Origin of the sequence: Edaphobacter sp., from assembly GCF_028283685.1 — a bacterium.
Lineage (GTDB): Bacteria > Acidobacteriota > Terriglobia > Terriglobales > Acidobacteriaceae > Edaphobacter.
In genome coordinates, this window is record NZ_JAPWKF010000005.1 from 92,101 (window position 1) to 106,041 (window position 13,941).

Consider the following 13,941-nt stretch of genomic DNA (forward strand, 5'->3'; position numbering starts at 1 on the left):
GCTGAGCCGACACTCGAGTTTATCGCGCCGCCTTATGGTTTTCGATCGTGATGAGGACCAGACCCTGCGGTGGTACCTGGACCGTCATCCGTCCCTTGCTGAGTGAGGCGTGTTCTGCCGGAGCAGCTTTACCTGCTTCTCTGAGTTTGACGATCTGATCGCGAGATGGGAAGGCAGGGCGTCCCATCTCGTCGAACGCAGTAATCACGTTTCCATGTTCGTTATCAACGCGAAGGATCGTGGCTTTTGCATTTGGCGCCGCGCCGGTTATGTCGAGAGCGAATGTCTTCTCCGGTTCTCGATGAGCAGGTGGTGCGGCGTAGGCTGCACCCGTCCCATCCGGCGGCGCATAGTTCCACAACGCGAGCACGATGGCGCCATCGTCGCGCCTGGTCGCAATGACGGAGTCGGATGAGATGGGAAGGCGTGTCGTGCCAAGCTGATGCAGCATGGCGAAGGCGTGGAACGCGGGCTTCTGAATGCCGTCCTCAGCGATGAGGCCAAAGCCTCCATAGAAGGGGGTCTGTGTCACTCCCTGTTCCTCAAACACATCGGAGAAGGTCCAGTAGCTCATCGACTCGGTCAGTCCATCGCACTGGCTGATTGTGGTGGCCAGCCACGGTCCCATGTATGCGCTGTCAGTGACATTCGGCTCGTTGGCATAGCTTGCGTTGTATTCGCTGAAGATGAGCGGCGTCTTGGGTAGAGGTGAAGCCACAATCTCATCATGCACCTTCTGTACGGAACGGAAGACCATTCGGTCGCGAGGGATGACCTCGTTGGTGTGCATGACATCTTTTGCCGTGTCGTTGGCATAGACGTGGCTGGAGGCAAAGTCTACCGGAATATTATTTTCTTTGCAGTGGCGCAGAAAGTCTCCAACCCAGGCGGCCTGAGCGGTTGCGGGGCCGCCGATCCGAAGCCTGGAGTTGACCTTCTTCAATGCGAGCGCCGTGTGATCGTAGAGATCAAAGTAGGTCTTTTGTGCAGGTTTGCCTGCCCAGAAATCAATGTTCGGCTCGTTCCAGACCTCGAAGTCCCAATGAGAGACCTCTTCGATGCCGTAGCGTTCGATCAGGTGCTGCGCGAACGCCGTGATCATCGCGTCCCACTGAGCATAGTCTTTTGGCGGCGATACGTTTTGCTTGTACCAGAAGGCATGCAATGCATTTGGATCAGATGCCATCTTCTTTGGCATGAAGCTTAGCTCGACGAAGGGACGAACTCCTTGTTCCAGGAGGCCATCGTAGATCTGGTCGATGTACGAGAAGTTGTATGTGGCCGAGTTGGTCGCGGCCGCGGTGGCATTCTTCATCTGGGCAAACTGTACCGGCCTGCGATCGGGGTCATACAGGCCAACATCGTCCATAAAAATCCCATGGAAACGAACAGATTCGAAGTTTGTGACCTGCTTCACCGTCCGCATGTCCTTCCGATAGCTGTCGCGCAGCGACAGTACCGCTCGGCCCGAGCCGAAGGTCTTCTCCCAGAAATGCGGGAAGGGCGTTCCAGCCGCCTTCGCGTCGATGTGGATGCTCACTTTTGTCGCCGACGAGTCATTGACGGCCTGCGCATGAAGCGGAAGCAGGGAGGCACAAGCCAGCAAGGCGGCAGTCTTGGACCCGCGGAGGGTCTTGGGCAGCATCGTTCGTTCACTCCTTAGCCGGACTATTCCCGACAGGTGTTACCTCAGGATTGGATGCGGAAACGCGCCAAGAAGACCTGCCGAAACCCTGTATGAATCGGGGAAAGGCGATAAAAGTTCATTGTTTTTCCACTGTTAGCAGGATAAGGGCATTCGGCTCCAGCGTTAATTTGAGTTCTCCGTCAGCGAGATGAACCTGCTGGGGAGGCGGAAGCGCCGTATCGCGATTCAATCGTTCCACCTGATCTGGTGTCGGATAGGCAGGGCTGCCCATGGCGGCGTAAGCAGGCAGCACATTGCCGTGTTCATCGTCTACGCGCTCAACGGTAGCCGTGGCATTAGGAGCTACGCCGCGAATGTTGAAGGTAACGGTATGAGGCGTGGCTTTGGATTTTGAAGCAGGATCGGGATCGACTAGGTTCCAGGCCGCGATGGTCAGGCTACCATCGTTACGCCTGGTCACGATTACGTTGGGAGATCTGTTGGCGATGCGTTGGTCGCCAAGTTTATGAAGAAGGGCAAAGCCATAGTAGCTGGGCTTGTTGATTCCGAACTCCGCACGCAATCCAAATTGTCCGATGAACGGCTTCGGGCCGGGGCCACCCTCCTCGAAGACATCGGAGAACGTCCAGAACGACATCATGTCGACCATGCCGTCGCATTGACGGACGGTATCGGCGAGCGCGGCGCCGACATAGGTGGTATCGCGTGACTGATGGTCGCCGCGAACATTCCACTCCGTCCAGAAGAGCGGCATCGTAGGTTTGCCGGCGGCCTTCATCTGCCCACGCACCTTGGCGATCGCGCGACAGACGCGCTGATTCATCGGGATGTCCTCCTCGGTGCCGAACATATTTTCGACGGTGTCGTCGGCGTAGCCGTGTGAAGTGACAAAATCTACGGGGATCTTGTTGGCGGTGGTGTGTTTTAGAAATTCATCGACCCACTGTGCAGCTGCCGTGGCAGGGCCACCGACGCGAAGCCGGGGATTGACGGCCTTCAGATCACGCGCGGTGTGATCGTATATTTCGAAGTAACTGCGCTGCCGCGGGATGCCATTCCAGAAGTCAATGTTGGGCTCATTCCATACCTCGAAGTACCACTGGGAGACCTCATCGATGCCATAGCGCGCGACCAGGTGTTGCGCGAATGCTGTGATGAGACCGTCCCATCTCTCCATGGATTTCGGCGGAGAGACGTTCTGCTTGTACCAGAAGGGATGGAGCGCGTCAGGATTGAAGGCAAGCTTCTTCGGCATAAAACTGATCTCGACAACCGGACGGACGCCGTTATGCAGCAGGCCGTCGTAGATCTGATCGACGTAGGCGAAGTTGTAGACCGGGTTGCCGTGCTCATCCTCGTTATAGACGCCGACTTCGTCGTGCAGAATGGCGTGGAAGCGGACGTACTTGAAGTCGGTGATCTGCTTCACGGCGCGCAGGTCGTCGCGGTAGCTTTCGCGAAGCGTCAGGATGGCCCGTCCGGAGCCGAACATCTCTTCCCAAAAGTGTGGGAAGGGCGTAGTGGCAGCATTCGCCTGGACTACGACCGTTTCCTGAGCGGAGGAGCGCGCGCTGGGTAAGAGAACGAGAAGAGCGGCAAAGAGGTAAAGCAAGCGGATCTTCATGGGGCTTCCTACCTGCGTCTGCTAGGCAAGAGGAGCGCGATCGTCTGCGCTCCTCCTCGTTGGGTGCAGTAATTGTTAGAAACTGAAGCGCGCCTGGAACTCGATGGTGCGTGAACCCAGTCCTCGGTATGCCTGTCCAAAATTAGGGCTGGTAATCAGCGTGTTTGTATCTCCTAAATTGAAGGGTTGGATATTGGTCTGGTTGAAGAGGTTGAAGAACATGGCGCGAATGGTTAGTCCCGCGTTTTCGCCAAGGAAGCCAGCATGCGGGAGACCAAAGGTCTTCTGCGCGTCCATGTCGGTATCGAAGTAGCGTGGTCCGGGCAGGCTATTGCGGCCAACTCCTGGAGGAGGGGGCATTCCAGTAGTTGGATAGGTAGGAACGGTGAAATAAGCCAGGCCGCCATTCGGGAATTGGCCGCCTGCGCGTTCGAAGGTACTGTTGCTGGTTCCACCGCTGCCGCGCGCGATCTGTGCGCCGGGACGGAGATTGCAATAGCCGCTTCCGACGTAGACCACGTTGCAGCCGGTGTTGTTGTAAATCGGTGTCCAGGGAAAGCCGGTGTGATATTGAATGATGCCACTCAGCTGGAAACCGCCGAAGATCCCTTCCATCAGCTTGTTGTGCGGGAAGAAGTTCGGCGACCAGGTACCAAAGAGCTTGGCATTGTGCGTTACGTTATAGTCCGCCGGGCCATAAGCATAACGGGTGTTGTAGGGATATTGATCGATGTAGTAGTCCTGCGAGCCACTATCCATGATCTTGCCGTAACGATATTGTGCCGTGATGCTGAACTGCTTGCCCATGGAGCGGCGAACCTCGGTCAGCAATGCATGCGAGCTGGCCGTGACGTCGTTGGAGTAGTAAGTGACGCTGTTGGCTGCAGGGTTAAGGTTGGGATAGTAGATCCAATTAAGTTGATTGGTCCGGGTGTAATGGCGCGAAAGACTGCCTTGATAGCCAACGCTCAGCACCCACTTCTGACTCAGGGCGTATTCAACCCCGAGAGACAGCTTGTAGGTCATAGGTGTCGGAAGATCCTGCTGTATGCCATAGAGTGCGATCTGTGCGCCGCTGGTTGGTAGACCGTTGGCGCCGAATGTGACCTGAGCTGCCGGATTCACAGGATAGCCGCTGATGTTGGTTGGGCTGGAAGAAGCTGCGTAGTAGATCCCCGGGCAGTTGGTCAAGGTGGTGTTTGTGCAGGCGGCACTCAGGTTAGTCACCAGCGGCGGGTTAGCGCGACCGTTGAGCGTGATGGCCTCCTGCATGCGGTTATATGCGATACCGAAGCCGCCACGAATCACCGCTAGATGTGTGGACGAGGGGTTGATGGAGTAGGCAAAGCCGACCTGCGGACCCCAGTTGTTTTTGCTGGTCTTGAACAGATCTCCTCCCACCTTGACGGAGGCATTGGTGAGGGTCTGCGCGCCGGTCCCAAGGACGAGGTTGCTGATATTGCCGTTCTTCTCTGTGATCGGCGTGAAGTACTCCCATCGCATGCCGAGATTCAGCGTCAGCTTAGGCGTCACACGCCAGTCATCCTGAACGTAACCGGCATAGATGTACGAACGAATGTACTTGGTGGAAGTCGTCGGAGCGCCAGTGCGCGGATCGAAGGCTCCGTTCTCGAGGCGGGGTTTGTCGTTGGCCATCTCCCACAGGTTGCGGAAGGTGTAGACCGGAATCGCGCTGCTGCTCTGCGTGTCGTTGTCGAGTTCGCGATAGCCATCGAAGCCAAAGCGGATGTTATGCGAACGCCAGGTCTTGGTGAGTGTGTCCCGCAGGTTGTAGGTCGTTTGTGCGAAGTTTCCGGGGCCAGGGGCTCCGAGATACTGGAAGTCAGTAATTCCGGCCATGGGGTCGAGTGTTGCCTGTGGGAGACCAAAAGGCTCCTGCGGATTGCTCGTAACCTCGTTGAAGTACCAACGCACGCCGTTGAGCCGGAATTCGTTCAGCAGCGTAGGAGAGAAGATGTGATTCCAAAGCGCAGCGTGTGAGTAGGCAAGGCGATTCACATTCCACAGATTCGACGTACGGTTAGGTCCATTGAAGGAGGTCTGTGAGGTAGGAACCCAGTAGATGGTGTATGCGATCAGATCACGGGGATTGAGTTGCCAGTCGAGACGTCCATTGAACTGCTGGTTCGTGTTGCGAGTTGGATTGAGTGTATTGACGCGAAAGAGGTCCGCGACACCATCGAAGCCACCACCTGTACCGGGGGAGGCAGTGCCGGTCCAACTGGGATCGGCCGTTCCAAGAGGTGTCTTCAACGGCGATCCAAGATCGAGAGCGTTGCCTCCGTTGTAGGAGACATCGTGGCAATTCGATGGAGTGAATCCAGCGTAAGCGCAGTTAGAGGTCGCGTCGATACTGGCATAGTTGACGCTCTGACCGGTGTAACCGGCAATGGCAGCTGTAACTCCGCCTTGCTTCGTCTGCGCGACTAACTGGTCGTAGGCGGGAGTTTCATACCAGTGAATATCCTGTGTCTTGCCGCTGTTACGCAGCTCTTCATAGGAAAAGAAGAAGAAGATATGGTTCTTCCAGATGGGCCCCCCAATGCTTCCTCCAAGCTGGTTGAACTGGTTGTTGTCGCGCTGTACGGTAACGCCAGGACCGTTGTAACGCTGATAAGCATTCAGTCCGGGCCGATGCAGTTTGATAAACGCGCTGCCGTGAAAATCATTGGTACCGTTTTTGGAGACAACCAGAACCTGGGCGCCGCTGTTGCGTCCTTGAGTCGCATCATAGGGGCTGGTCTGCGTCTGGACTTCTTTGACGGATTCCTGATTTGGCGTGATGACGGCGCCGCCGCCCCACGCCAACGAGTTCACCTGGCTTCCGTCGATCTGAAAGGAGTTACCCGAAGTCCGCACGCCATTGGCCTGCGTCTGCGCTCGGTTCTCGACCGCAAAGATGCTACCGGCAGAGGTACTGCCACCGATACCGCCATTGCCGGGTAGTGAAAACGAGCCACCGCCGGCGGCTTGTGATCCATCCCCGAGAGCGCCAGGGCTTAAGCGTAATAGCTGATAGGGGTCGCGGTTCGAAGAGGGTAGCGCCTGCAGTTGCTGGGCGCTGATGACACCAGAGATCGTCGCGGTTGAAGTATTGATAGGCGGAGCTGTGTCCGTGACCGTGATCGACTGATTCGATCCTTCTGCATCGAGAGAAATATTGAGGCCCTGCATGATTTCGCCGCTGATGCCGACATTATCGACCGTCTTCTTATTGAAGCCCTGAGCTTCGACCGTCACCGTGTATTGCGCCGGGGCAAGACGATTGAACGTGTAGGCTCCGCCTCCATCGGTCTTCCCGGTCTGTGTCTGGTTGGTCTCCTTATCCACGATGGTGATGGTTGCTCCAGGTACAACAGCACCCGTCGAGTCTGCCACGGTTCCTTGAAGGCCAGCGCGGTACTGTGCACGGGCATCCTGAACGGATAATAGGAGGAGTGCAGCTAAGGTGCACAGCAACGTTGCAAAGGAGAGTCGCGGAACTCCTTCATTGTCTTTGCTCGCGAGCGGCGAGAGAACAGATAAAACCTTTGTGGTCATCATGGCTCCTAAAAGGGGAGCGGCCTTACTTGCACGACCGTAGCTCCGGTTTAACTCTTTGTATGTCTTGCTTTGCAGCGTCAGCGTTTGCGGAGCACCACAAACCGGTCATTTACAGGCAGAAAATACCTGCAACGACTCTTTGGCGATCAATCCCCATCCTGGGAAAAGCAGTGTGTCAGGGCGTTCAAGGGGAGTTCCTGCGCACACCGATTGCGATATTCAGATGTAGTCGAAAGACACACATCTGAGCATGTTGGAATCAACTTGCATTGATTAGAGATGCAGGAGTGTCGGAGAAATTTGTCTGGAGAGGTAACGACTGTGGCAACTATATTTTTGTCACGACATAAATTGCTGAAAACAAGCGATCTTCAATGGAGCCCTTTTTGATGCATGTCCTTACGAAAAAAAATGCAGCAAGTAGTAGCGCACAGAGAGCCCTCCTCCGTCTGAGCGCATTGTTTCTGGTGATGGCTTCTGCTGTTCCCGTATCTGCGTTGGCGGATCGGAAGGAAAACCAGATAGACCGTGACCTGATGGAAGTCTCTGTCTCTCATCTGCATCAGCTTTATCGGCAGCATCGTTACACCGTAGTTCAGGTGACGCAGTGGTATCTCAATCGCATCCGTCAATACGACGGCACCTATCGTGCGCTTTTGTACATCGATACGGCAGGTGCACTGGCACGAGCAGCTCAGGAGGATGCTATGCCTCTGGAGAAACGCGACGGACTGCTGTGGGGAGTGCCGATCGTCATCAAGGCAAATACGAGCGTCAAGGGATGGGTAACGAGTGCAGGATGGGACGGCTACACTCTCAAGGGCAATGAGCTGGTCTCGCCGCGCGATGCCATGGTCGTCGCGCGCCTGCGTGAAGCCGGAGCAGTTTTGCTGGGGCAGACGAACATGCCGGACTTCGCGGCGAGTGACACAAACGTCAGTACTGCGGGAGGACGTACAGGCGACGCCTATAACGTTCGCTTCTCCCCGGGAGGATCGTCTGGAGGTACTGCGGTCGCTGTTGCGGCAAATTTTGCGGTGCTCGGAACCGGGACGGATACGGCGAACTCGATTCGACAACCTGCGGCCAATAACAATCTGGTGGGCTTCCTCCCGACGCGCGGCCTGACGAGCATCGCCGGTATTCATCCTCTTGACTGGTTACGGGACAACACGGGCCCTCTGGCGCGCAGTGTGACCGATGCCGCCATCGCTCTCGAGGCAATGCAGGGGGAAGATCCGCTGGATGCGTGGACGAAGCAGTCTTCGAGCAAGAAGGAGACGGGAGCATACACCGGATACTTAAAGCCGGGAGCACTGAAGGGGAAGCGCTTCGCCGTGCCATGGTTCATCCTTGAAGGCTCGCCGTCGGTGTATGGCTCCGGGCCCGATGCGCCTCCACTGGCCGGGGCGGTTGTACCGGAGACGCGGGTTGCACTGATGAAGGCGATCGACCAGATGCGCGCTGCCGGAGCGACCGTCCTCATCGACAGGAGAATTCTTCCTGAGACATTTTTTGCTGCCGTGCGCACGATGAACACGCGCCCTTATCGCAGAGAAGGAGTCGACCTCTTCCTGAGAGACTTCGGCCCGGCCCACTATCACTCGGTTGCGGAATATGAGGCGGCAACCGGACGCGAGTTCCCCGCGTTCATGGTCGGTGGCATCCGACCCGGGCGTGATGCTGGTTCAGCGATGAAGCAGAGAGTTCTGGAGAGTGATCCGGACCGTGAGAAGAACTACGATGGACCGCAGCGGCAGGCACTGGCGATCTACGAACAGACACTCAAGGATTGGAACCTCGATGGCTTTGTCTATCCTGCGCTGCAGATCCCAACTTATGACGAGCTTGCTCCCGGTGCGTCAACGGCAGGCCCGTACAGCGAGACCGGATGGGTTAACCGTATTGGCGTCCCGGCTGTATCGGTGCCGGGCGGTTTCTACGCGAATGGTCTGCCGTTTGGGCTCGAGGTCTCCGGCAAGCGGTGGCATGACGGAGATCTGCTGGGATATGCCTTCGCTTATGAACAGGCGACGCATCATCGCCATCCTCCCACTCTCGTTGCGCCTGCTCACTGATGGCGCAGCGGACGTCCGGCAAGCTGATTTGTCAGCGCGCCGTTGTCGACGGCGAGCATTCCATTTACCGCGAGATAACGCACGCCCTTTGCAAGTTGCCTTGGCGACTGATAGGTGGAGACATCGGTGAAGGTCTTGGGATCGAAGACGAGAACGTCGGCAAAGTATCCGATCTTCAGCACGCCGCGGTCCTTGATGTGAAGCGTCTCTGCTGGCAGAGATGTGCCTGAGCGTATTGCCTGCTCCAGGGTGAGGACATGCCGATTGTCGACATACTCCCGAATCTTGCGCGGGAAGGTGCCATATTTGCGCGGGTGACCTTCAGATCCGTCCGAGCATGTCATCACCCAGGGTTGTTTCATAAAAGCTTCAATATCGCTCTCCTTCATGTTGAAGGACGCTACGTCGGAGCCGCCGGCTTTATCGATTTGAATCGCAGCTTCGACAGGAGAGACGCCGCGTTCTTTGGCGATCTGAGCCAGTGTCTTGCCGACGATGCTCTTGTCTTTAGCGCTCGTCATCAGCAGGGTGTCCGCGCCGCCACGACGGGCAAGATTGACGGTCATCTCTTTCACCAGCCGGTCATGAAGCGCAGGGTCGCTCAGATTGTGAAGCAGGTTACCGTTAGCCTCTGCCCAGCGGGGGACGAGCGATGCTGTGACACTTGTGCCGGAAGCGGTATAGGGATACTGGCTTGCTGTAATGTCAACTCCGCTGGCGCGTGCCTCATCGATCAACTGTATGACTGCTGTGCTCTGCCCCCAGACATCTGCGCCAAGCGCCTTGATGTGCGAGATCATCACCGGCAAATGTGCCTCGCGTCCAATACGAATCGTCTCGCGGACCGAGCCCATAAGGCCGATGTTGTAGGAACTCTCATCACGCATGTGGGTATCGTAGAGGCCGCCGTACTTCGCCGCTGTCTTCGCGAGTTCGATGACCTCTTCCGTGCTCGAATAGCTTCCTGGCGCATAGTACAGGCCGGTTGAGAGGCCGATGGCGCCCTGCTGCATGGCATCGGCGACAAGCTTCTTCATCTGCGCGAGCTGGGCCTCGTTCGGCCTGGCATCGGACATCTTCATTACGGCTTCTCGCACGGTGCCCTGTCCGATGAACAGAACCGCATTGGTGCCTATGCCCTGCTGTTGCCATGTTGCAAGCGTGGCACCGGTGTTGAGGGGACTCTCCCCATCGTTGCCAGTTGCAACTGTGGTCACTCCCTGCATCAGATAGGCGTCGTTACGATGGCGCGCGACTGACGACAGGTCATCAGCCGTATGTGTATGTGGATCGATGAATCCGGGAGTAACGATCAGGCCTCTGGCATCGACGATGCGTTTCGCCGTTGTCCGTCCAGCGTCTCCCACCAACACGATGCGATCGCCACGGATGCCGACATCTGCCCGCCGTGCAGGAGCGCCGGTGCCGTCAACGATGGAGCCTCCACGAATCAGAAGATCCACCTGTTGCTGCGCCGTTGCGGGGCGCAGCGAGAAGAAGAGCGTCGCGAGGCAGACGAAACGGAGGCGATTCAATGAGACTCCTTGTCCGGTTGCTGGAGAAGATGGCGGCGGAAGAAGTCAGCCTCGGCCTCATAGGCCGCGATCCACGAACGGTGCAGAAGGAAGCCGTGAATTTCGTCCGGGAAGACCAGCTCTTCGTGTTCGATGTGAAGTTTCGTCAGCTCGCGTGAGAGGTTTACCGTCTGCGAGAAAGGCACGTTGCGGTCATCATCTCCCTGGATCAGAAGGACGGGCGAGCGCCACGTCGAGAGATACGCCATCGGCGAAGACTCCCATGCGACTTTCCGCGTCTTTGCGTTGGCCTCGGGATCATGCGACGGCTTTGCATCCGATGGCGGCAGCCACTGATGCACGCCGTGCATGTCGACGCCTGCGGAAAAGATATCGGAGGCGCGCGCCAGGGCGAGTGCCGTCATGAAGCCGCCATAGCTGCCGCCCCATACGCCGATCCGGTGCGTATCGACATCGCTTCGACTTTGAAGGTAGTGTCCTGCGCCGAGGATGTCGTTATACTCCGCCGCGCCGTCGCGTCCGTAGTGCAGGGCTTCACGAAAATTCAGACCATAGCCGATGCCGCTGCGATAGTTGACTGAAAGAACAATATATCCCCGACTGGCGAGATACTGATTCATCGCATAGGCATTGGAGTAGTAGCCCATGGTGTGAAAGCCCAGCAGCATCTGGCGCCTCGAGCCTCCATGAAAGAAGACAAGCGCAGGATGCTTTTTGCCGTCGTGGGCGTTCGGCGGCAGGAAGATCTGGCCATGCAGTGGAAGGCCATCCGCAGCAGGCAAAAGAACCTGCTCGGGCGCGATGAATTGCTTCCCGGGGAAAGTTGATGGGATCAGCTGCGGCGTAAGGTCTGTTGTTGCTCCATGGCTGAGCAGTGCAGCCGGGCGGAGCGGTGTGTGTGCATCCGATCGCAGATAAATGATGCTATGAGAGGTGTCGACCGGGGCGACATCGATCGTATTGCCAGAGGTCAGCTGTTGCGGCTTACCACCCGCGGTGGAGACAGACCAGAGATGCCGGCGGTCGATATCGGACTGATTCGATGCATAAAGGATGCTGTGACCATCTTGCGTCAGCTGCATGTCTTCGACCTCGAACTCACCCGGCGTCAGCAACTCAGCCTTTCCTCCTTCGGCAGGCACCGAGTAGAGATGCGACCATCCTTCCTTCTCCCATGGAAAGATCAGCCGGTCGTCTTTGCTCCAGAGCAACTCGGTGCCGTGGATCTCGCGGAAAGAGCTTCCGGGGCCTTCGTCTGCGGTCCATATAGCGCGGCCTTCTCCGGTAGAGGCATCGGCAACGCAGATCGACCATGGCGGAGCGGTTCGGCGTGCGAAGGAAGAGCCTTCGGGCAGGCCCGGCACTCGAATGAAGGCGATGCGGCGGCTGTCGGATGACCAAACTGGATCGGCATCGTCTGCTGTGGATGGTGACAGATATTGAATGCGGCCGGTGGCGACATCGTAGACCCCGATAAAGCCATGATCGCCGCGGTCGCTGACGAAGGCGAGGGCATGACCATCGGGAGACCAGGTGAGAGCCGTGATATCGCCGCGTGCGATAAACATCTGGTGAGCCTTCGCGCCTTCTGGTTGAAGATCCGCTGCATAAACCGAGCCATGCGCGAGGAACGTGACTTGATCGCCTTTGGGTGAGACAGCAGGGGAGAAGCCTTCGCCAAGCTTGCGCGGTGTTCCGCCTGAGGCCGGTACGATGAGGACGTCACGCGATACGCCGGTGCTCCGATGGGTCGGGTTGGGATCGCTCTTTTCGGGATATTCCGAATCACCTCCGCGTACGAAGACGAGACTGGCTCCATCCGGTGTCCAGGCGATGTCGTACATCTCCTGCCCATCGTCGCTGTCGTAAGCGGTGAGCTTCCGTACCTGGAAGTGGCCCTTTGTATCGGATTCGGCCGTGTAGAGATTGCGATGGCCTTGCTGGTCTTCCATCCAGGCAGCCGTGTCCGGTTTAGGACCAGCGACGAGGTCCGAAGCGAAGGGCGCACTCAATGCCTGCTCGATGGTGAAGTTCTGGCCCCAAAGAGGAGATGTGCCCAGACAAAAAAGCGATAACAGACACAGCGTGCGGCGGTGCGTCATTCGACCTCAATGATGGTGTAGGATCTGATGCTTTTTTTGAGGATGCTTCGTTTACCAGCATACGCGTGCGATGCGGTTCGCCGCATGCAGCCAGGCCGTCCATGGAAGGACGGCCTGGAGGAAATTCCAACGTAGTGCGTTATTGCTGCGTCATTGCTGCATCGATGTCGTCGATGCGGCTGGTTCCAGCGTCTTTAGATAATTGCCGGCCCCCACAACAATAGAGGCTCCGATAAGCAACAGGATGCCTGCTGTGACCAGACCCTTGGTTTTGGAACTGGTGCCACGCCACTCCTTCAACACGATGCCCCACAGCGTGGCGAAGAGGATGATTGAGGCCATATGCAGCGTCCACGATGAGAATTCGAACTGTCCCATCTTCGTCTGGCCCATGGAATAGAAGAAGAACTGGAAGTACCAGACGACGCCTGCAAGCGCGGCCAGAAAATAATTCGAGATCAGCGTCTTGTTCGAGAGCTTCAGGAGAGATGGATCGGTGGGGTCAAAGCCAGCGATGGTGTAACCGCTGACCTTGGCTGCACGCAGCGGGTTGCTGCCGGGATCGCCAAGAAACTCTCCGGCCGAACGGTTCTTGATGATGAGGAAGACAGACCAGAGCAGGTTGGTGATGAAGCCGCCCCATAGCACGACGATCAGCACCGGCAGGTTCTGCCAGAGGTCGAGCTTACCCGCCGCCAGCAGCCGCGTTTTGGCGATATCGGCGATCGGCTTGCCCGCATCCAGGCCGACAGCGAAGAAGCTGCTCATGATACCGGCGAAGACGGCGACCGTGAGACCACGGACGAACGAGAAGTCACGCTCTCCGGCCTCGACCTTCTCCTCTTCGGTGACCTCATGTTCTTTTCGCCAGCCAGCGGCGCCGTTGACGGCGATGGCGACCAGGCAAAGGCAGATACCGGCGATGACGACCTGGCCCGATCGTTCATGGGCGATGCTCCCTAGCTGTCCATGCATCATCGGCGGAATCAGCGTGCCGAATGCGGTACAGAAGCCGAGAGCGATGGCGTACCCGAGGGCGATACCCAGATAGCGGACCGAAAGGCCGAAGGTCAGACCACCTACGCCCCACAGAATTCCCCAGAAGATGCAGGTGTAGATCACGTGTGGGGACGTCGCGCGCAGGATGCCGATCGTGTCGGGCACGAAGATGGAGCAGAGCAACGCCGGAGCGACGATCCATGCCGCAAAGCCCTGGATGATCCAGTAGATTTCGAAGGACCAGCGCTTAATCCCACGAAATGGAATAAAGTTTGTCGCGGAGGCAAAGCCGCCGATCCAGTGATATACAACACCAATGAGCGGGTTTGCTCCCATGCCTGGGCGTCTCCAAAAAGTTAATGCCGCAATCCTAACGGATGCGAATTGCTTT

The 13,941-nt window shown here is 57.3% G+C and carries 7 protein-coding genes; 1 reads left to right on the plus strand and 6 read right to left on the minus strand.

What is annotated here, in order from left to right:
• Window positions 1-19 precede the first annotated feature (19 nt).
• From PW789_RS07495 to PW789_RS07505, 3 genes are all read right to left on the minus strand, one after another.
• A complete protein-coding gene (locus PW789_RS07495) occupies window positions 20-1,645 on the minus strand; it encodes a glycosyl hydrolase family 39 (RefSeq protein WP_299373762.1) in 1,626 nt (541 codons plus the stop codon).
• 118 nt (window positions 1,646-1,763) lie between these two features.
• Complete coding sequence (locus PW789_RS07500) at window positions 1,764-3,272, minus strand: glycosyl hydrolase family 39 (RefSeq protein ID WP_299373765.1); 1,509 nt, start codon at window positions 3,270-3,272, stop codon at window positions 1,764-1,766.
• 75 nt (window positions 3,273-3,347) lie between these two features.
• A complete protein-coding gene (locus PW789_RS07505; protein ID WP_299373768.1) occupies window positions 3,348-6,671 on the minus strand; it encodes a TonB-dependent receptor in 3,324 nt (1,107 codons plus the stop codon).
• A gap of 701 nt (window positions 6,672-7,372) precedes the next feature.
• On the opposite strand from PW789_RS07505, the gene PW789_RS07510 reads away from it, so the two are divergent.
• Window positions 7,373-8,914: an amidase gene (locus PW789_RS07510; protein ID WP_299373770.1), complete on the plus strand. Its 1,542-nt coding sequence runs from the start codon at window positions 7,373-7,375 to the stop codon at window positions 8,912-8,914.
• Here the strand turns inward: PW789_RS07510 and PW789_RS07515 are convergent.
• From PW789_RS07515 to PW789_RS07525, 3 genes are all read right to left on the minus strand, one after another.
• A complete protein-coding gene (locus tag PW789_RS07515; RefSeq protein ID WP_299373773.1) occupies window positions 8,908-10,449 on the minus strand; it encodes an amidohydrolase family protein in 1,542 nt (513 codons plus the stop codon). The genes PW789_RS07510 and PW789_RS07515 overlap by 7 nt on opposite strands.
• Window positions 10,446-12,551: a prolyl oligopeptidase family serine peptidase gene (locus PW789_RS07520; protein ID WP_299373776.1), complete on the minus strand. Its 2,106-nt coding sequence runs from the start codon at window positions 12,549-12,551 to the stop codon at window positions 10,446-10,448. Before PW789_RS07520 ends, PW789_RS07515 begins: the two co-directional genes overlap by 4 nt.
• 150 nt (window positions 12,552-12,701) lie before the next feature.
• Window positions 12,702-13,886, minus strand: a complete 1,185-nt coding sequence (locus PW789_RS07525; protein WP_299373779.1) for an L-rhamnose/proton symporter RhaT — start codon at window positions 13,884-13,886, stop codon at window positions 12,702-12,704.
• Between the last annotated feature and the right edge of the window lie 55 nt (window positions 13,887-13,941).